The sequence below is a fragment of the Veillonella parvula genome, from assembly GCF_036456085.1.
GTDB classification, from domain to species: Bacteria; Bacillota; Negativicutes; order Veillonellales; family Veillonellaceae; genus Veillonella; species Veillonella parvula_E.
This window is the reverse complement of sequence record NZ_CP138632.1, coordinates 104,131-126,235: the sequence shown is the minus strand read 5'-3', so window position 1 is coordinate 126,235 and position 22,105 is coordinate 104,131. Positions and strand designations below refer to the sequence as shown.

Annotated in this window: 17 protein-coding genes; all 17 read right to left on the bottom strand. The window is 38.3% G+C overall.

Translation table 11 applies throughout. The features are described from left to right. Positions 1-193: 193 nt before the first annotated feature. Positions 194-1,579 carry a nucleobase:cation symporter-2 family protein gene (locus tag PK1910_RS00550; protein ID WP_021148373.1) on the bottom strand — a complete coding sequence of 462 codons (1,386 nt, stop codon included), beginning with the start codon at positions 1,577-1,579 and terminating at the stop codon, positions 194-196. A 145-nt stretch (positions 1,580-1,724) separates the two neighbouring features. Continuing rightward, entirely contained in the window at positions 1,725-4,274 is a 2,550-nt protein-coding gene (gene xdh, locus PK1910_RS00545) for a selenium-dependent xanthine dehydrogenase (protein WP_278605011.1), read from the bottom strand. A gap of 17 nt (positions 4,275-4,291) precedes the next feature. Next, positions 4,292-5,641, bottom strand: a complete 1,350-nt coding sequence (gene hydA, locus PK1910_RS00540; protein WP_287511302.1) for a dihydropyrimidinase — start codon at positions 5,639-5,641, stop codon at positions 4,292-4,294. Next, on the bottom strand, positions 5,638-7,329 hold the full coding sequence (locus PK1910_RS00535; RefSeq protein ID WP_021148376.1) for a glutamate synthase: 1,692 nt from the start codon (positions 7,327-7,329) through the stop codon (positions 5,638-5,640). The genes hydA and PK1910_RS00535 overlap by 4 nt, the downstream gene beginning before the upstream one ends. Before the next feature lie 28 nt (positions 7,330-7,357). Beyond that, the gene (gene ssnA / locus PK1910_RS00530; protein WP_195394640.1) at positions 7,358-8,686 is read right to left on the bottom strand and encodes a putative aminohydrolase SsnA; all 1,329 of its coding nucleotides are present in this window, start codon (positions 8,684-8,686) and stop codon (positions 7,358-7,360) included. Positions 8,687-8,740: 54 nt separating this feature from the next. Further along, positions 8,741-9,676 carry a carbamate kinase gene (gene arcC / locus PK1910_RS00525; RefSeq protein WP_195394639.1) on the bottom strand — a complete coding sequence of 312 codons (936 nt, stop codon included), beginning with the start codon at positions 9,674-9,676 and terminating at the stop codon, positions 8,741-8,743. A 68-nt stretch (positions 9,677-9,744) separates the two neighbouring features. Then, entirely contained in the window at positions 9,745-10,938 is a 1,194-nt protein-coding gene (gene ygeW, locus PK1910_RS00520; RefSeq protein WP_004698646.1) for a knotted carbamoyltransferase YgeW, read from the bottom strand. A gap of 152 nt (positions 10,939-11,090) precedes the next feature. Further along, the gene (locus tag PK1910_RS00515; RefSeq protein ID WP_287511305.1) at positions 11,091-12,401 is read right to left on the bottom strand and encodes a YgeY family selenium metabolism-linked hydrolase; all 1,311 of its coding nucleotides are present in this window, start codon (positions 12,399-12,401) and stop codon (positions 11,091-11,093) included. A 12-nt stretch (positions 12,402-12,413) separates the two neighbouring features. Continuing rightward, complete coding sequence (gene dpaL / locus PK1910_RS00510) at positions 12,414-13,625, bottom strand: diaminopropionate ammonia-lyase (protein WP_012864621.1); 1,212 nt, start codon at positions 13,623-13,625, stop codon at positions 12,414-12,416. A gap of 9 nt (positions 13,626-13,634) precedes the next feature. Then, the gene (locus PK1910_RS00505) at positions 13,635-14,267 is read right to left on the bottom strand and encodes a helix-turn-helix transcriptional regulator (protein ID WP_012864622.1); all 633 of its coding nucleotides are present in this window, start codon (positions 14,265-14,267) and stop codon (positions 13,635-13,637) included. Between the two features lie 398 nt (positions 14,268-14,665). Next, positions 14,666-15,085, bottom strand: coding sequence for a flavodoxin (locus tag PK1910_RS00500; RefSeq protein WP_004696544.1), 420 nt, complete (start codon positions 15,083-15,085; stop codon positions 14,666-14,668). A gap of 10 nt (positions 15,086-15,095) precedes the next feature. Next, positions 15,096-15,683, bottom strand: coding sequence for a DUF3793 family protein (locus PK1910_RS00495; RefSeq protein WP_008601461.1), 588 nt, complete (start codon positions 15,681-15,683; stop codon positions 15,096-15,098). A 104-nt stretch (positions 15,684-15,787) separates the two neighbouring features. Then, entirely contained in the window at positions 15,788-16,420 is a 633-nt protein-coding gene (locus tag PK1910_RS00490) for a hypothetical protein (RefSeq protein ID WP_004698726.1), read from the bottom strand. 190 nt (positions 16,421-16,610) lie between these two features. Beyond that, positions 16,611-18,299 carry a glutamine--tRNA ligase/YqeY domain fusion protein gene (locus PK1910_RS00485; protein WP_105086679.1) on the bottom strand — a complete coding sequence of 563 codons (1,689 nt, stop codon included), beginning with the start codon at positions 18,297-18,299 and terminating at the stop codon, positions 16,611-16,613. An 82-nt stretch (positions 18,300-18,381) separates the two neighbouring features. Continuing rightward, positions 18,382-19,431 (bottom strand): 2-hydroxyacid dehydrogenase, encoded by a 1,050-nt coding sequence (locus tag PK1910_RS00480; protein WP_008601465.1) that lies wholly within the window; start codon positions 19,429-19,431, stop codon positions 18,382-18,384. 123 nt (positions 19,432-19,554) lie between these two features. Then, positions 19,555-20,022, bottom strand: coding sequence for a large conductance mechanosensitive channel protein MscL (gene mscL, locus PK1910_RS00475; protein ID WP_039965058.1), 468 nt, complete (start codon positions 20,020-20,022; stop codon positions 19,555-19,557). Between the two features lie 284 nt (positions 20,023-20,306). Beyond that, positions 20,307-21,974: an ATP-dependent nuclease gene (locus PK1910_RS00470; protein WP_287511308.1), complete on the bottom strand. Its 1,668-nt coding sequence runs from the start codon at positions 21,972-21,974 to the stop codon at positions 20,307-20,309. Between the last annotated feature and the right edge of the window lie 131 nt (positions 21,975-22,105).

Here is a 22,105-nt window from a genome sequence, read left to right as displayed (position 1 = left end):
TTTGCAATAATATTATTTAATTATATACCAAAGTAGTATACGATTCCATAAAAAAAGACCTCACTCCAAATCAGAGTGAGATCTTTTTAACAAACGAAACCATATATATTGATGTTTTACCTATACTAACAAGGCTTCTACTGTGAGAGACAATACATATAATCGCATGAGAGTAAACTCGTCTAACTATATCTTATTGGTAGAAATGTTTAGGATAACCTTTGAATCGTGTGAAGTGGCGATATTTACGAGTCGCACGATTAGGTTCGTTAACAGTTTTATAACCAAAACCATTAAACATTACATTTAAAATAACAGCTACTATACTACCAGCTGTGATACCAGATTTCAACAGAATTTGAGCCCATGCTGGAAAGTGTGTATAGAATTGAGGTGCTGCAAGAGGAATCATGGATACCCCAATACTAATGGCAACTAGCATCAGGTTATAGTTACCATCGAAACTAACTTTACCAAGAGAACGAATCCCACTGGCGATAATCATGCCGAACATAGCAATCCCTGCGCCCCCTAGTACAGCATTTGGAATACAAGCTACGATAGCGGCTAATTTAGGGAAAAGGCCTAATAAAATTAAAATTACACCAGATGCTGCTACAACGAAACGACTCTTAACACGTGTTACAGCAATAAGACCTACGTTTTGAGCAAATGCTGTATACGGAAAACTATTAAGGATACCACCAATAATAGTAGACAAGCCATCCGCGCGAAGTACCGCAGCCAATTCATTTTGACCAATAGGTTTATCTACAATTTCACCTACCGCAATACTATCACCAGTTGTTTCTACCATAACTACGAGCATTACAATAATCATAGATACAATAGAAGCAAAGTCAAAGGTTGGAAGACCAAAATAGAATGGTGTTACAACAGAAATCCATTGAGAACGTCCTACCTCTGAAAAATCTGTAATACCAACAATCATAGCTAAGGCTGTACCGAGAATAAGGCCAACTAAGATTGCCAAATTACCAAGGAAACCTTTACCAAATCGATAAGTTAATATAACGAGAACAAATGTAGCTACACCAAGAGCTATGTATAGTGGATCGCCAAAGTTTTTATTGCCTACGCCACCCCCCATCCAGTTAACAGCTACTGGCATCAAGTTGATACCAATAATAGTAATGATAGTACCTGTTACTACAGGTGGGAATAGCCGAATCAAACGACTGAAAAATGGTGCCACAAGGAATGTAAAGAGACCAGCTACGATAATCGCACCGTAAATCGTATTGATATCATGCTGTTGACCAATCATAATCATAGGGCCTACAGAAGCAAATGTAACACCTTGAATAAGAGGAATACGCCCGCCAACTGATCCGAATCCTAATGTTTGAATCAATGTAGCTACACCACATGTAAATAAGTCAGCTGTAATCAAACGAATTAAATCTTCAATTGGCAAATGCATAGCTTGTGCAATAATAATTGGTACAGCTACTGCCCCAGCATACATAGCCAGAACGTGCTGTAAACCATAAGCGAATAACTGCGGGATTGGCAGCATACCATCTACATGGTCGACACCAGATGCACCTTTACTCATAAGAATCACCTCATATCTTACGTTTTAGTTACTAGTTAAACAATATAGTCATACTATCGTACATGATAGAGTTTAGAAATCTCATCGACTTCACGTGGGAACCTTGATGGCTAGGGGCAAAAGCCCCTACCATTAAGCAAATATTCTATTTTTTATAACCTGTATGTTTAATCGGCAAGGACCTACGTGGTTCTCCGTCGATACGACGATACGCATTTGCAATAGCCGGTGCAATCGGAATGCTAGAAATTTCGCCAATACCTTTAGCTCCGTATGCATATTGTTCTGGTGTCCCTTTTTCGATAAGACTTACATGAATTGGAGGACATTGGGTAGCTCTAAGAAGTCCTAGCGTACCGTATTTAGATGTTACATACCCTTCTTTATAAGGGAAGTCTTCTGTAACTGCATAACCCATTCCCATAATGGCACCACCTTCGGCCTGACCTGTACAGGATTGAGGGTTCACTACACGACCTACATCGTATGCTACATGTAAATTAGCAACCTTATTGTCTTCACCAATTGTTGCTACACATGCACCATAACCATAGGCAACGTGATTTTTTGGATGCGATTTATCAGAATTAAATGGATCTGTTTCACCGAGGAACTCTTCATAAATCTCTACGCCATTCAGTTCTTCTAATGTTTTAGAAGCTAACATTTCTTTTAAGCGAAGACTTGCTTTGCGCGTTGCTTCACCGGTAAAGAGCGTTTGACGAGATGCAGTAGTTGTACCAGAATCTGGTGTGCGTACTGTATCAGGACGTTCTACAAATACTTTATCCGCCGTTAAGCCTGTTGTTTCACAAAGTACTTGTGTTGCCATAGTAGCCATGCCTTGACCAATACAAGCAGCACCCGTACGAATACGAACTTTACCATCACGTACTTCTAAAATAACGCGACCCGTATCAGGTAGTCCTACACCAATACCACTATTTTTCAAACATACCGCAAGACCAGTACGATCAGAGGCATAATATGCATCTTTTACAGCTTCCAAACATTCTACTAAAGCGGTTTCTTTGGAACAAATTTGGCCATTTGGTAATGAGTCACCAGGGCGCACAACATTTTTATAGCGGAATTCCCAAGGATCCATGCCTACCAACGCAGCTAATTCATCAATATTTTGCTCTTGACCAAAGATAGTTTGTGTTACGCCAAACCCACGAAATGCACCACCAGGAACAGTATTTGTATAAACACATACACCATCAAAGGCAAAATTATCAAAGTGATAAGGGCCACAAGAATGGGTACCAGCACGTTGAAGTACAGGACCTCCTAAAGATGCATACGCGCCACAATTAGAAATGATATTTACCTTACTTGCTACCAGATTACCTTCTGCATCACAAGCTGTTGTAATATCCATTTCCATCGCATGACGTTTAGTATGGATATTAAGACTTTCTTGACGAGAGAATAGAACCTTAGTTGGTTTACCTGTAAGCCAAGCTACGAGAGATGCATGATGCTGTACGGTCATATCCTCTTTACCACCAAAACCGCCACCTACGAGCATGCTATGAACCTTTACAGATTCATTTGGAATGCCAAGCATACGAGCAACTTCACGCCGATCATCATAAACATTTTGGCTACCTGAATGCAGATGAATTTCGTCTCCCTCACGATATGCAACGGCACATTCTGGTTCCATAAATGCATGGTCGGTTTGAGGCGTAGAATAATGATTTGTTACTACAAAAGCAGCCTCTGCAATAGCCTTATCTACATCGCCACGAGATAACGTTTGACGAGACAATACATTTCCCTCTGGATGTAATTGAGGAGCATCTGGTTTTAGCGCTTCCAATGGATCTAGTATGGGTTCTAATTCAGTATAATCAACTTCAACTAAAGCCAATACTTCATCTAGATACTTCTTCTCAGTAGTTGCTACCAATGCAATTGCATCGCCTACATAACGTGTAATATCACCTTCGGCGATAAGTACATCCCAATCCGGTACTAAATGACCAGTCTTATTGAATGGTACATCCTTAGCGGTCAATGCCGTTACACACGCTGGATGTTCAAGAGCTTTAGATACATCAACACGATCAACTCTAGCTCGTGGGTATTTAGAACGCAATGCTTTGGCATAAATCATGCCATCCATATAGATATCATCAGCATATTGTCCAGTACCTAATGCTTTTTCCTCAGCATCTACACGGTGTAAACGAGCGCCTACATTACCATTTGTATCCTTTTCTGGAACTGGTAAATTCTCACGGAACATTTTTGCAGCTAACATAATGCCCTCTTCAATTTTTACATAGCCTGTACAACGGCAAATATTACCTAATATCGCCTTTTTAACATCGTCAGGTGTAGGGTCATTATTTTCGTCAATCAATACTTTTGCACTAATAATCATACCTGGTATACAGAAACCACACTGCACCGCTCCGCATTCACCAAAAGCATAGGTGTATACTGCTTTTTCTCGTTCAGATAAACCTTCAATCGTGACAATTGATTTACCATCTAATTGAGATAGTTTGCTTACACAAGCCTTTGCTTTTTTTCCGTCTATAATTACTGTACACGTACCACATGCACCAGCACTACAACCTTCTTTAGTGCCCGTCAGCTTTAAATCAGCTCGCAAGAAATCAATTAAACGTTGATCCTCTTGAACCTCATATTGGGTGCCATTCACTTGAAAGCGGTACATATATAGCCCTCCTCTCATTAAGGAATACATTCACCAAGATATGATTCTGTTAAGGATCCATCTTGTACCACATGGTGACCTCTAAGGATAACATCTCGAACCATACCGGTTACAGATAGTCCCTCATACGGTATATAGTCAGCCTTTGTATGGGCAGACTCTATTGAAAGAATGTGTTTTACATTCTTATCTACGATTGTAATATCTCCATCACTACCTACAGCTAATGTACCCTTCTTAGGATACATGCCATATAGTTTTGCTGGGTTTTCACTAACTAATTTCATAAAATCTACAGCGCTCATATTGCATTGGTTAACCAACACATCATAAGCAATGATACCCCGTTCTTCGGCTCCAGGAATACCTCCAGGAATTCGGGTAAAGTCATAACGACTCTTTAATTTTTGATCATTAAAGGTAAAGCTACAATGGTCGGAACCAATGGTTTGGAATACACCATTTACTAGTGCATCCTTCAATGCCATTTGATCTTGTATCGTTCTAAGTGGAGGACTCATCACATATTTAACCCCTTCAAAATCAGGTAATTTATATCGTGATTCATCAAGCACCAAATACTGTGGACATGTTTCACAAGTCACTTGATGTCCTAATGCCCGCTCACGTAGAACTTCATCTACGCCTTCTTTAGAACTTACATGCACAATATGCACGGGATACTCTAATGCAGCACCAATTGTACTAAATCGCTTAATCGCTTCCGATTCAATCATGGCCGGTCTTGTGAGTGGATGATTGTCTACATCTAATTCACCACGTTTACGTTTATCTGCTACAAAGGCATCGATAAGATCACCGTTTTCACAGTGAGCCCCTACAAGCGCACCCGTTGGTTTTATAGCTTCAATAGCATCATAAATTTCTCGATCTGTTAAACGGAAGCCATACGCTAAGTACACTTTAAAGGACGATACACCAGCTTCTACAACCTTTGGTATTTCATGAGATACCTCTTCATTCATTTCTACAAGCTCCATATGGAATTTGTAGTCACAGGAGCAATGCCCCAAGGCACGCTCCTTATGAACTTCTAACCCTTTACAAAGGGATCCATCCTCAAGAGAAGCAAAGTTGATGATTGAAGTAGTGCCGCCAAGAATAGCAGCCTTTGTACCACTATCAAAATCATCTGCAGTAGACGCCAAGGCATTTGTCATTTGAAAGTGTGTATGAGGATCAATAAATCCAGGGAACACATAGCAACCTTTTGCATTAAGAACTTTAGCCCCTTCTGGAACAGAAAGGTATTCATCAATGGCGACAATTTTGTCGCCATCAATTAATATATCTCCGGTAAGGATTCTGTCAGTTAAGACCAATTCCCCTTGTTGTATGATAATCATGATACATAGTACACATGCTCTTTACAGAAGGCATGTACAACTCCTTTCAATTCTTCAGGTAATGCATCAATGTCACATACGGCTTCTTCACCTTTAAAGCGATAACCACAGCTAGTGCCTTTGATGTAGAAACCATCATTTGTACTATCTGCTAAAGCTTCAGCATTGTGGAAGAATGTAATACGATCCTTGTATGGTTGACAAGGTTCTACGCAATGACACGCACAGTTACCACATTCATTACAGCTTTGATCAACATGGATGATCAATTTAGCATCATTTACAGTAACGACTTCATTACATCTATTAGGACATACGCGAACACAAGCACCACACACTACGCGACAGTGGTAGTCAGAGCTATGTGTACCAGGGAAGGATGGCATTGCTTCGCGTTTTTTCTTCATAGCATCGCTCTTCTTGAAAATTTTGTTCTCAGCGATGTCTTTAGCGAGTTTAGCTATAAGTTCTTTATGAACTTTTAAAGCAGCATTGTAATCAGTAGATTCCACTTCGTCTGCTAAGCCTTTGAAAGTATTGTAACCTTCACCTTGTAGAAGAATTGTACATACTGTTACAGGCCAAATACCACAATCAAAGATAGCTTTGATATTTTGTTTTACAGCACCACCACTATAAGACATAGGTAAACGTTCGCCGAATTGAGCACTTAGGAGCTCAGCCACACCAATTGTTACAGGTAACAAGGATTTACCAGACATATACATTTGCTCGCCTGGCAATTCATTGTTGTGAATTTGTACAGGGAATGTATTTGTCAATTTAACACCGAAAATCTTATTGTGTTTTTCACCAAGAGCGATAAGACGCTCTAACATCGGAACAGCTTTATCGAATTGAAGGTCAACTTCAAACTGATGATCTTCAAAGTCAATGTATTCAAAGCCAGCGTTATCCAATAATTCTCTAATGCGTTTTGGACCTAACAATGTAGGATTACATTTCAAGTATAAATGAAGTCCCTTTTCACTGATAAGATAAGAACAAATGGATTCGATTTCTTCTGCTGGGCAACCGTGCATTGTGGACAATGTAATTGCTTGGCAAAGTTCATCACTGATAGAGTTGATATAATCAGCATCGATATGTTCAAACTCATCTACATGGTCAAGACACCATTGTTTACATGTATCCCACATAGGGGATTGAGATGCATTTCGCATGGTGTTGATGAATTTATCAACCATAGGGCTCTTGATACCAGCCAAGTTGTAGCCAACACTCATGATGAATAAAAAGCCATCTGGATTGCCTAAACCTAATTCTTTAGAGATTAATTTCAATGCGAACCAAGCTTTGATATATTCATCAGCAGCTTCATCACAGCTATATTCAGAAGACCACTCTACGTTATAGGCTTCGTCTACAGAGTAGATACAAGGTCTAGGAATACCTAATTCTTCACCGTACATGATTTGTACGGTTTTTAATTCGATGCAACGAGCACCAGCTACATAGGATGCCACAATGTTTTGTGCCAACTGTGTATTAGGGCCAGCTGCTGGGCCTACAGGATTTTCAATGGATTTACCAAAGATAGATAAGCGTTGATCATGATTCGTACGATGAATTTTATTTACATTGTAAATACGATTGTACATCTTGTACTCAGTCATAATGTGGTTCATCAAATTTCCGAAACTTACCGGATACATAATGTCACTCATAATGTCACACTCCTTTAAAGCGTTTGCGTTATGGGTTTAGTCGTTTCCATAAACCTTTAGATGTTGCTAAAACTTCGTCCATTACTTCAGCTTTATCAATGCCTTGTAATTTACGATCAATCATGCGTGGTACACCATCACTAATAGTTGTTACCACATACATACCATTAGTACCGAATAGTAAGTGACCATTGATGTTGTTTTCATCAAGTGGTGTTGGTGCTGCGTAATCAAGAACAATTACGTCAGCTGCGGCACCTTTTTTAAGGATGCCTACCGTAGTATCGAAGAATTCATTAGCCATTTTGCGATTGTTTTCAAATAGCATATGAGGTACTTCGCCCCAGCCTACATATGGTTTATGTTGCTCATGTTTCACGAGACAATTCGCTACTTTATAAGATTCGAGCATATCATTTGTATAACCATCTGTGCCAAGCCCAACAGTGATCCCTGCATCTAATAGTTTTAAGATATCTGTCGTGCCTACTGCATTACCCATATTACTTTCTGGGTTATGTACGACCTTAGCTTGAGAGTTTTTCAATAATGCCACATCTTCGTCAGTTACGTGTACACAGTGACCAGCGATGCTCTTAGGGCCTAAAATACCTGCCTCTACGAGGCGTCTAACAGGTGTCATGCCATATTTTTCTTTACTATCTGCCACATCTTCTGGGCCTTCAGCAACATGAACGTGATATCCTAACTTGTCTTCATTTTGTGCTTTCACATAATCTAATGTTTCAGGACTTAGAGTAAAGGATGCATGTAAGCCCATCATAGCAGCGAGTCTAGATGGATCTTTTTTAGCCTCTTTACCAAAACGTACATTTTCTGCAACAGCGGCTTTCATCTGATCAACACCGTTACGGTCAGACACTTCGTAGCACAAGCAAGAGCGAACACCAAACTGTTTAGCTACATCTGCAATGATGGATAAGCTGTTAGGCACTTCACCATAACTTGCGTGATGGTCAAAAATAGTAGTTACACCATTTTCGATACAGCCTAAATACGTAAGTAATGCACTTGCTTTTACATCAGGAGCGGTCAATTTATTATCTAAGTAGAACCAAAGTCCTTCCAAGATTTCACCGAAGTTAGTCGGTGCCGGACCTGGCAATGATAAACCTCGTGCAAGAGCGGAATAAATATGGTGATGTGCATTAATGAAACCTGGCATAATTAGGCCACCATGAGCATCAATGATTTCTGCATTTACATACGTTTTACATAATTCATCATATATACCAATATCAACAATTTGAGTCCCGTCGATAGCAATAGCACCATCATAAATGATAGGTCTATCAGCGTCGCGAGTAATAACAGTACCTTTTCCTAATATAATCATGTGGGCACCTCCTCAACGATTCGTTGAAATGCATACTTATAAACTTATATATTATTATAATACGATACGTGTGCCTGTTTTTCCTGCTATACCATCTTTAGATTTCTCTAATAATGTGATAATTGAAACACGGCCTTTTTGGGATTCTGCAAATGCTATAGCGGCTTCTACCTTTGGTTTCATCGAGCCTTCTGCAAACTCACCAGCTGATACAAATTCTTTAGCTTGTGTAACGGTTATTTCATCAAGCCATTTTTCATTTTCTTTACCAAAGTTAATGGCAACCTTTTCAACAGCTGTTAAAATAACGAGAACATCAGCATCAATTTCTTGGGCCAATAAACTACTAGTCCAATCTTTATCAATAACAGCGGCTGCACCATGAAGTTCATTACCTTCTTTAGTTACTGGGATACCTCCCCCGCCACAAGCAACAATTAATTGTTTACCTACTAAACCTTTAATTGCTTCTAGTTCAATAATTTCTTTTGGTGCTGGAGATGCCACCACACGACGATAACCACGTCCCGCATCTTCTTTTACCACATAATCGTAATTCTTTTCTGCGTATTCAGCTTCTTCCTGAGTCATAAAGTGTCCAATTGGTTTTGTAGGATTTTGAAAAGCTGGGTCATTTTGATCAACAAGTACTTGTGTAACCATAGTCATTGTTGGCAAATCTTTTATACCACGATTTAAGAGCTCTTCGTGAAGAGCATTTTGTAAGTCATAACCAATATAAGCTTGGCTCATTGCTACACATACAGATAATGGAGTGTTTGGTTGACCTTCTACTTCACGAGTCAATGCAGCCATCGCATTGTTGATCATACCAATTTGAGGTCCATTACCATGTGTTACCACTACATCACAATCAGCTTCTACTAAATCAATAATTGTTTTAGCTGTACTTTTTACAGCAATTTTCTGTTCTGGTAAGGAATTGCCTAATGCATTTCCCCCTAATGCTACTACAACTCTCTTTTTCATGTTATGCCTCATAACAAACTATTAAGAATAAAAGGAGCCATCAATACGGATGGCCCCTAAACTTTACTTTACGGTTGAACTCGTTCGGTTCCCTTCCGTTCTAATTCTTTTAAGGTTTCTACAGGATTTTTAAATTTGCTAAGGAAAATCATAGCTGCAATAACATATGGTTTGTAGCTTGCTTCCTTATAAAGAGGTATGCGGTAGCGATCAAATACTGTTGCATCTACTTCGCCTTCTTCACAACTTACACCTGTAATATCTGCTGGTAAGCAATGTAAGTAAAGAGCTTTGCCGTCCTTTGTGAGACTCATCATCTCTTCCGTACATGCCCAATCTTTATGTTTACCATTTTCTTCAAGAAGAACTTTTTCTAATGCTTTAATACCTTCATGATCATTTTCACCATACAGTTTTGTACGTTTTTCCATTGCACCGAATGGAGCCCAGCTCTTAGGATATACGATGTCTGCATCTTTGAAAGCATCCTTCATGTCGTTAGTTCTACGGAATGAACCGCCGCTAGCTTCAGCTTGTTTCTTAGCGATTTCTTCAACTTCCGGCATTACTTCATACCCTTCTGGATGTGCTAATACAACTTCCATACCGAGACGAGTGAATAAGCCAATAGCACCTTGAGGTACGGATAAAGGTTTACCATAAGATGGGGAGTATGCCCAAGTCATAGCAATCTTTTTGCCTTTAAGGTTTTCTACACCGCCGAATTCTTTGATGATATGAGCTGTATCAGCCATGATTTGTGTAGGATGGTCAATATCACATTGTAGGTTTACAAGCGTTGGGCGTTGCTCTAGTACACCATCTTCATGACCTTCTTTAACTGCATCAGATACTTGATGCATATAAGCATTCCCTTTACCAATATACATATCATCACGAATACCGATAACATCTGCCATAAAGGAAATCATATTAGCTGTTTCACGAACTGTTTCACCGTGAGCGATTTGAGATTTGCCTTCATCTAAATCTTGAACTTCAAGGCCTAGCAAATTACAAGCGGAAGCAAAGGAGAAACGAGTTCTTGTAGAGTTATCGCGGAATAAGGAAATGCCAAGACCGCTGTCAAATACTTTAGTGGAGATATTGCGTTCTCTAAGAGCACGCAATGCATCAGCTACTGCCCAAACACCTTTTAATTCGTCATCAGATTTTTCCCAAGTTAGGAAGAAATCTTCGCCGTACATTTTACTAACATCTAAGCCTTGTAGTGTTTCAATACTTTTATTGAAGTCTGTCATCTGTAAGTCCTCTCTTTCAATTCCCTAAAGGGCTACTTAGGATCTAACTTTATACGATGCCTCATCAAATGTTGAGGTACCATATGAAATTCTTAATATCAACTATTTTCAGTTATTTTCGTTAAAATAGATCTAATTCAATATATGTGATATTAGTCTTTGCAGTATACGGATGGTAACAATGCATATACGGCGGCACATGTTACAAGATCTTGTTTCCATGTAATTTCGTTAGGAGCATGTGCTTGTGCTTCTGCGCCAGGACCGAAGCCAATACAAGGGATGCCATTACGACCCATGATAGATACACCATTTGTGGAGAATGTCCATTTATCAGTTAATGGGCGAGCTTTACGCATTTCAACTGTATCTTCTGCACCAATACGTTCGTTGCCATATAAGCTAGTGTATGCTTCTTCCAAAGCTTCTGTTACTTTATGATCTTTAGGAATTACCCAAGTTGGGAAGTAGCATTCGATTGGATATGTCAAACCAGTCCAAGATGGACGAGCATATTCGTACATAGATACTTTCGCACCATATTCTTTAACATGTGGTAATGCTTCGATTTCTGCCAAGCAACTTTGCCAAGTTTCGCCAGCAGTCATACGACGGTCCAAGGAAATAGCGCAGGAGTCAGCTACTGCACAACGGCTTGGAGACGTATAGAAAATTTGGGAAGTAGTTACTGTACCGCGGCCTAAGAAGCGAGCTTCTTCATAATGGTCAGGGTTGAATTTAGGGTCAAGCATTTTAACAAGGCCCTTAATTTTTGTGCTTTCATCAGCAGAATTAGCATTCAATTCACGGATGTCTTGAAGTATATCTGCCATTTTATAAATTGCGTTATCACCGCGTTCAGGAGCAGAACCATGGCAAGATACGCCTTGTACATCTACACGAATTTCCATGCGACCACGTTGCCCACGATAGATACCGCCATCGGTTGGTTCTGTAGATACTACAAATTCAGGACGGATATTGCGTTCCTTAATCATATATTCCCAGCAAAGGCCATCACAGTCCTCTTCTTGTACGGTGCCTACAACAAGTACACGATATTTATCACTTAGAAGTCCTAAGTCTTTCATAATTTTAGCGCCGTATACAGCGGATACAATACCACCCAATTGGTCAGATACGCCACGGCCACCAATTTTAGTTTCGTCTTCGAAACCATCATATGGATCAAAATCCCAATTGTCACGATTGCCAATACCAACTGTATCAATATGTCCATCAAAAGCAATGAGAGTTTTCCCTGTGCCCATATATCCGAGAATATTCCCCATAGGATCTACTTCAACTTCATCGAATCCTAGGTTTTTCATTTCTTGTTCTATACGTTTTACATGATCTTTTTCTTCAGCACTTTCTCCTGGAAATGCTACGATCTCACGTAAAAACTTTGTCATCGCTGGGCCATAAGTTGCCGCTGCTTGTTTAATTGCTTGTAAATCCATAATTAATGCCTCCTAACGATCTTCACCATACCACATAATGTTTTTATATCTTTCAGGATCCGTATCACCTTCAGTGGAGAAACAGAGTACCTTTGAAGACGCATCTAATTCTAACTCTTTTCGTAAGTCTTCATATTCCGGCATCGTCATAATTGCCATTACAAGACCTAATGGAACTGCACCAGACTCACCAGTAGTAATTGGAGTATCGCCTTTAATTGGTGCACCACCAACGCGCATGCCTAAACGTGCCACCCAGTCAGGCGCAGAAACGAATACATCTGCATGATTTCTTAAAATATCCCAAGAAACCGTGTTCGGTTCACCACAAGCTAAACCTGCCATGATTGTTTCTAAATCACCTTCTACGATACGAGGTTTACCATCATCAGCTACAGCTCCTTTGTATAAACAAGCTGCTGCTGCCGCTTCTACAACCACTAATTTAGGTTTTTTAGCCACATTGCTGTATAGATTAGTGAAGTAACCCACTACAGAACCGGCAAGGGAACCTACACCAGCTTGTACAAATACATGTGTAGGAACTTTACAATTATCAGCTTCTAATTGATTTGCTGTTTCCATAGCCATTGTGCCATAGCCTTGCATAATCCAGTTTGGAATTTCTTCATAACCTTCCCATGCAGTATCTTGAACTACAACACCGTTAGGAACTTCTTTAGACTTTTTAGTTGCTAAGCGTACACACTCATCGTAATTGAAGTCTTCGATTGTTACGGTAGCGCCTTCATTTTCGATTTGTTTTCTGCGGTATTCTGTAGAGCCCTTTGGCATAAATACTACAGATTTTTGACCTAATTTATTGGCTGCCCATGCTACACCGCGACCGTGGTTACCATCAGTTGCAGTAAAGAATGTAGCTTGACCAAACTCTTCTTTTAATTTTGCAGATGTTAATACATCATATGGTACATCCTCAACAGCTTTACCAGTTTGTTGCGCCACATATTTTGCCATCGCATAGGAACCGCCTAATACCTTAAATGCATTAAGGCCAAATCGGTAAGATTCATCTTTTACAAAGAGTGCATCAACACCGATATAAGACGCTAAATTCTTAAGCGATACAAGTGGAGTAATGCTATATTGTGGAAAACTTTCATGAAACGCTTTAGCTTTCTTAACCTCTCTAACATCCATAACGGACAAAAACTTGTCACTTGATGGTGCCATCGTATTACGCTTCCACTGAATTCGTTCCATATTTGCCTCCTAGGATTCTTCCTTTATAGTATTTAAATCACTATAAAGAGTAAACTTAGAAATATTAAAATACTCTGCTATCTTCTCAGAAGACTTCGAGATAAGAAAAGCCCCTTTTTCGTTTAAGTAGGTTATAGCTTTTAAGCGTTCCACCTTATTCATCAATGGTCCTGGTTTACCAACTATACGTTCTATATCTAGTAATAAATCATCTAATAGCTCCGATACACTTGTCGTAATTTTTTCAACAGATCCTGCATCTTCCTGACCTGTATTGACCAGACTATCCAAAAGTCGATGCATCAAAACAAACTCTGTTATATCTTGGTTAATCCCCAACAAGTATGCTATACGACCTGTATCATCACGAATATACATGGTAGAAGATTTTAATATTCGGCCATCTTTAGTTTTTGTGAGATAACCAAATCTACCCTCGCTACCATCGTCATGACTCAGCACATCTAAAACCACATGCGATGGACCATCACCAACATGTCGATTAGTTATAGTTCCATTCTCAATATATACAAGAGACGAATTGATATCCCCTTTTAAATCATGAATCAATACTTCACAGGATGGGCCAAATTGCGCCGCTAATCCATGGGCTATGACTTTTATTCGCTCTAATGTACTCATTGAAATAACCCCTCTTCCAATGTCATTAATTAACCTTTCCAATTTAAATTACGCCAGCCCGATTAATAGCTAATATAAAATTAACCCTAACTATTTTTGTATTAACCTAAATTTTTGTTAGGTTCTTTAACTAAATTATAGGACTATGTGTACAAAAATGCAATATAATTATGCATTAAAGTTATTTATAATTATACGCTTATATACACGAATAGAGATAAAGATAAATAAATATTATGATTTTCATCACATTTACTTAATGATATTAAAATTTTTAATGACCTATGCTTCATCCTATCAATCATAAATACATACAAAAAAGGCTGTAATAACGACTTATCGTCATTACAGCCTTTTTATTATTAACTATTAGTATTTATTTAGTAGTTGAAATCAAATTAAGCATTTGCTAATGTTTTACCTAATTCTTGGCATTGTGCATTACCATCATCATCAGGTTCGCCCAAGATTGCTACGCCATCAGCCACTAATTCGCCACCAGCATCTTTAATTCGAGTGCCCCAGTCTTCCAACCAAGTGCCACCCCAACCATAGGAGCCAAAGATCGCTATTTTTTTACCACTCAACTTGCCTTCTAGTTCAGTGTAGAATGGTTCAAATTCGCCTTCTTCTAATTGTTCTGCACCCATATCAGCACAGCCAAGAGCTAATTTTTCATAAGCTGCTGCTTCATCAACAGATACTTCAGAAACGGATTTTACTTCAACTTCTTGACCTGCAGCTTTAATACCTTCAGCTACTTCATAAGCCATGCGTTCTGTATTGCCTGTACCGGACCAAAAAATTACACCAATCATCTTGTACCTCCTAGGCCGTTCTTGCGACCAATGAACTAAATGTTTTTCCCAACATCAATTGAGTTTGACAAAATTCACGACATGCTTTGTAACACAAGAAAGAGCGTTGCGCATTTACCACATCATGGTAAACCTTCCACTCTCCGCACATTCGGTATCCTCCACCACGATAAGAAATAAAACATTTCACATCCTTTAATGGGTAACCTAAAAAAATGCCGATTTCATGTGGAAACTCAATGCTTACTTCCATACGATATCTAAGATGTTCAAGCATCTCCATAATGCTCATTTGATCATGATAACCGTAGGCTTTCAAAAATAACATCACCGCAGGTTGGCGTACATAGTCTCTTAATTGCTTCTCACGGAATACCAATAATAGTCTTCGCGCTTTACAACGACATAATTCAAAGAAGAACAATCCTTTTTCATTGAACGCTTTATTATACTCTATCAATACAAATTGGATTTGTTCATTCATGTCCCGTGGAATAGAAACCAAGTTCGATAGCTTAATACCTCGAATTGCCGGTGCACAATGATATCCAATGATATGGTCAATTGAATTCATCATAATAGTACCTGCCTGTTGCACATCGTTAGAATTACCTCTAATGAGAATAATTCCTATAGGCTCATAGTACTCTTGATGAGAAAAATTGTCAAGAATAATTGATATATATTTTCAATAATTATTTATTATTTGGTATGTAATAAACCTTTAACTTTAGGGAATACAACACTATCATTAGCTTCATCAACAGCGATTAAATGAGCATTTGGTCCTGTATATTTATCTTCAGAAATACTAATATGTAATATCTCATTATAAGAATTATTATTAGCTACACTTTTATATTTCAATGTACCTTCATAGGCATTGCCTTGTTTTACTAATGGATTTATTACCGTAAAAGTGCCAAGCGCAGGGCTCTCACCCTTGTTAATAGCAGCGGCCAATGCACCAATTGAGGAAGAATCTGTATTCATATGTTTTGCTTCACTCATACGACCAGATAATTGTTTACCTAATACAACATTAGCATAAACAGCATATCGCATTTCGTTTTCTGTTTTAATATTTAATGTATATACATCTGCAGAAGATACACCTGCTTCAAGAAGTACAGATTTAACGTCTTGTTTCCCTTCCCCTGCAAATAATGCTTTAGGATTGTTTTGATACATAGTAACACCTTCAGGCAATTTAACACCTTGATATGTTACAGTTTGACTTCTATTTAAAATGGACTTGATATTTGCTGCAGAACCAGTAGCTGGCACAGATGCCAACACAGCCGCTGCCGTAGCAAGTAATACTAATTTCTTCATGTTTTTCCTCATCAAAGCTTTAATATAATAAGCTAGCAATACAACATCTAGAGATTAAAGCCAAACAATGGCTTAGGCTATTCTAAATATCTATTGTCATTAAAGTATTTATAGTAATAACCCAGTGTTAAAGAACCGCCCACCAAGGAGCGGTTCTTTAACATTATAGTAATATAAAATAAGCGTTATATTATTTCTTTTGTGCCTTAGCCCAACTATCGCGTAAACCAACAATACGGTTCATCACAATATGGTCTGAAGTACTGTCTTTATCAGTTACAAAGTAACCTTGACGCAAGAATTGGAAATGATCACCTGGTACAGTATTAGCAAGACATGCTTCCCCTTTACTATGGAATACTTGTAAGGAGTCATGGTTGAAATCGCCCAAGAAGTCTTTACCATCCGAATCTTCTTTAAGTAAATAATCATATAAGCGAGATTCAATATCTACTGCAGTAGATGCTTCAACCCAGTGCAATGTCCCTTTTACCTTACGAGTGCAACCGCTACCACTCTTAGTTTCTGGATCATATGTACAGTGTATTTCTGTAATATTGCCATTTTCATCTTTAATAACATCAGTACATGTAATGAAGTATGCACCTTTTAAGCGTACTTCTTTACCTGGTGCCAAGCGGAAAAATTTCTTAACTGGTTCTTCCATAAAGTCATTGCGTTCAATGTAGATTTCACGACCGAATACAACTTCACGGTTACCCAACTCTTCATTTTCTGGATTGTTTTCAACTGTGCAAAGTTCAGTTTGACCTTCTGGATAGTTCGTAATAACAACTTTCACAGGATCAATAACTACCATAGGGCGTGTAGCTTTGAGTTTCAAATCTTCACGGATACAGAACTCAAGCAAAGCAATATCAACAACGCTATCCGCCTTCGCTACACCAATGCGATCACAGAAATCACGAATAGATTCCGGTGTATAACCACGGCGGCGCAAACCTGAAATTGTCGGCATACGGGGATCATCCCAACCAGCTACAAGGCCTGCCTCAACAAGAGCACGCAATTTACGTTTGGACATAACCATTTTAGTTACATTCAAGCGAGCAAACTCAATTTGTTGAGGAATTTCAGTATCATCCCATTCCTCTAACACCCAATCATATAATGGCCGGTGAACTTCAAATTCCAATGTACAAATAGAATGCGTAATGCGTTCAATAGCATCTTCAATAGGATGGGCAAAATCATACATAGGGTAAATTTTCCACTCATTACCCGTATTATGATGCTCTGTATTTACAATACGATAAATAACAGGATCACGCATTACGATATTAGGATGCGCCATATCGATTTTTGCACGCAATACCTTTTCCCCATCTTTATACTTGCCAGCCTTCATTTCTTCGAAGAGTGCCAAGTTTTCTTCTACACTACGCTCACGGTATGGACTATTGACACCAGGAGTAGAGAAATCGCCGCGATTTTGTTTAATTTCATCTGCACTTTGATCATCTACATAAGCCTTGCCAAGGGTGATTAATTTCTTAGCATACTCATACATTTGGTCAAAATAATCAGATGCATAGCGTGGTTGTTCATTCCAATCAAATCCAAGCCATTTAACGTCTTCCATGATGGAGTTTACATATTCGACATCTTCTTTTACAGGATTTGTATCATCAAAGCGAAGATTTGTTAAGCCATTGTATTGTTTACCAATACCAAAGTTGAGGCAAATAGATTTAGCATGTCCAATATGCAAGTAACCATTTGGTTCTGGTGGAAAGCGAGTCAATACACGGCCACCGTATTTGCCAGTTTCGTTATCTTTGTTGATAATAGCTTCAATAAAGTTAACAGATACAACTTCTTCAGGAGCTACATCTTTTTCAATGTCTTTATGTTCCAACGTTCTTACCTCCATAGGAAAAATATTCTTTTATTTTACCATATTTTGTATAAAACCGCATATCTTTTAATGTCTTCCACTTTTAGTCGAAATCAGTTAAATCAACGCCAGCCTTTTTAAGCTCTTCTAGCGCAGACTCTACATCCATTTGAGGTTTCTTATAATTTACTTCTTCATTTACACATGTTTTTAAAGGTTTCTTATGAACGCCGGCAATAATATTATCCGCTGTCAAAATAGACATGTCATAACGAGTTCTATCTGTGTAAGAGCCAATATGCGGTACAATAAGGCAGTTTTCTACATCTAACAATGGATGATCCGCTGGTAATGGTTCTGGATCCGTTACATCGAGGGCAGCATAATCGATTTCACCCGTTTTAAGAGCATTGATAAGTGCATCAGTATCTACGATAGGTCCACGACCAACATTAACAAATAAAGCTGTATTCTTCATCTTCTTGAAAAACGCTTCATCACACATATGATATGTTTCATCTGTCAATGGAGCCATAACGCATACTACATCACTAATGGCTAATAAATCATCTAACTCCATATAAGTAGTCTTATGAATCTTATCATCCAAACGTTGATTACGATTATGATACACAACAGTCATACCAAACGCACGGGCACGTCGAGAAATGGATACGCCGATAGCCCCCATGCCAATGATACCAAGAGTGCGACGACTTAAATCAAAACCTTTAATATTAGAAGGTCTTTGAGCCCAACGACCGTCTTTTACAAAGTTAGCATTTTCTATAATACGACGACTAGCCGTGGCAATCAACGTAAATGCAAGTTCTGCTACCGTTTCATTGAGAACACCTGGCGTATTGCCATAAGGAATACCTGCCACTGTTAGTTCATCAATATTTACATTATCATAACCTACGGCCGCTTGTGCTATAACCTTTAAATTTGGCGCATTCTTTACAAGATCACCATCTACATCTAAAGGTCGTACACACCACAAACCATCCGCATCAATGAGCCATTCCTTCAGTACCTCACGAGGCATCACTGTTTTTTCAGTCCATTGGCGCACATCTACATGCTCTTTTAAATATGCAATCGCATCTTTGCGAACCAGTCCATTTACTACTACTAGAGGTTTCTTTTCCATGTATATCCCTCCCTAAAAAATTCTATATATTATAATTATATTTTATACTAGAAAGCTAACGTAATACAACAAAAAGGAGTAAGGTCAAAACCTCACTCCTTTTATGTATAATTTAAATTTGAACTAGTTCAAATCTGCAGTACAGTTAGGGCATTTAACTGCATTGATATTGATTTCAGATTTACAGAATTGACATTCTTTCGTTGCAGGTGCTTCTGCAACTTCCTCTTCTTTCGCAGATTTCATCATTTTAGCCAAACCACGAACCATCAAGAATACAACAAATGCCAAAATCAAGAATTGAATCAAATCAGTAATAAATGTACCATATGGCAATACAGATCCAGCTGCACGAGCTGTAGCAATATCAGCACCAGACATGAATGCATCTTTAGAACCTGTGCTCAATGGCAAGTACAAATTACTAAAATCAATACCACCTGTGAATACACTGAGAATAGGCATGAATAGGTTGTTTACAACAGAATTAACCAATGCTGTGAAAGCAGCACCAATAATCATACCAATAGCTAGGTCCATCATATTGCCTTTGAAAGCAAATGCTTTAAAGTCATTTAGAAAGTCTTTCATTTTCATACTCCTAGATACGTTTAATTGAGAATGCATTAATAACAGTACTAATCATAAAATAAAGATAAAAAGATGTCAAGAAATTTCGATGTAGTTTTTAAAATTTAGTTAATATAGTTTTTTATAATTCTATCTATTATAGTAATAAATCGCTTATTATGCGTATTTTTTACACCATATTTCCTATGCCTACACTCTAAAACGCTATGTTACCTTCGAAAAAATAGAGTCTAACAAAACTTTGGTCAGACTCTATTAATTAGAAGTAGTAATGTATTACTCCATTAACCTAAGCCTAGCGAAAGAAGTTTAGCACGCTCTATTACTGCAATAAATGCAGGTGGTATCATGGAAGCATCTAAAAATTGACTAATACGTCGCCCTACAATTACTCCTTTATTAGCATAAAACCAAGAGAAGTAATAGATATGTAAATCATCCAACTTACGATCCGAAATATTTGGTAAACATCGTTGTACAATTTGGCTTTTAGTAATACCTAATTTAGCATAACCACGCCGCGCCATATCCTTTGTTACCATTGGACGAGCGTCATCAATAATGTCCTTGATGATGGCATCCATTATGGAACGCTTGTGCATCGCAAGTAGATACGATACAAAATCCATTTCAAAACAAATTTCCTCCGTATAGAATATATTGCTATGTGCTTTTGCATATTTTCCCTCTACATCGCGATCATAGAGAGCTACTGTAGGAATAGAGAATCTATTAAACAATTTTTGCAATTTACTGATAGAGGACTCGCCCCGAGCGTTGATAAGACAGATTCCAAAATAGTCAAAGTCCACGCCTAATTTTTTACCAAAGCCTGTAAAGCTACCGTACTCAGTCTCCCCTTCTACGATGATAATACACCGAGCGTATAGAGCCTCTTTTGCCTCAGGAAAATGCATAATCAAGTGTTTCTCTACCTCTTTAGGAAAATTGAAAGTAACTCCACACGCTGCACAGACCATATTATTTTCATCCCGATAAAGCCGAATAATATGACGATAATCGTCAACTAGCGCATCCGTACTGTGAGTAACCACAAAGAGCTGTCCTAACAATCCATCTATTTTAAAAATATCTCGCAGCAATGCTAAAAACTCTTCATTTTCATTAGTTGCAATTTGACGGTAATAATTGAGCACAGCCCGTTGCAAATACGGACTTAAATGTAGCTCAGGCTCATCCACACTTATAAAGATTGGTAAAAACTTGTATCCCTTTGCATCATATACAAGTAAAGATTCTAAATTTGTAGTTGCACTACTCACTTTCATATAAATTTGAGCCAAAATCTTGAGAGCCACAGCCATAATCAATCGTACATTATCAGCAGAACACTTACGTTCCATAGCGGAGGATGTAGACAATACCTCTACAAGATGTTGAATATTGAGCATACAGTAAGGATCTAAATCCTTACGTAAACTAACAATTTCACGCTGAAAATCATCAGTAGGCATTTCTAATCGAGACACATAAGCTTGTAATAGCTGTCCTAATTCTACATATATAGAGGACGGTATAGAAAACAGTTCCTGCTCTGAGGTATCGCGATGACACACATATAAAGCATGACGAATCATAGACAACGGCATAGGCTCAATCCCTGCATCAGTGACTCTGTATAATCGTGGATATACCTCTTGTACAACTTGTTCAAGTCGTAAACGGTAGGTAGGTCCCTCATCAGCAGTATACATGCTTTTATAATTTAACTCACCTAGAGATATTTCAAAATCAATGCGAATAGGCTTATTTACATCCGTAAAATCACTTTCAATAAAACCATGGCACTCCATGATAATTTCTAAGAGATCTAAAAAATTAGACTTACCTACCGCATTTTCACCGACAAAGTAATTAATATCATTGTGAAAGCTTAGCGTTACATCGGCTAAGTTCCTATAGTTTTCAATATGCATCCATTTTATATACATAGCTCCTCCGTCTGTAGCTACTTTCAAAATGAAAAAGCTCTAGTATATTTCATTACAATAAATCACTAACTAATACCCCTGTATTTTATCTTTTATGTAAAAAGGTGCCAATCACGAATGTAATCAGCACC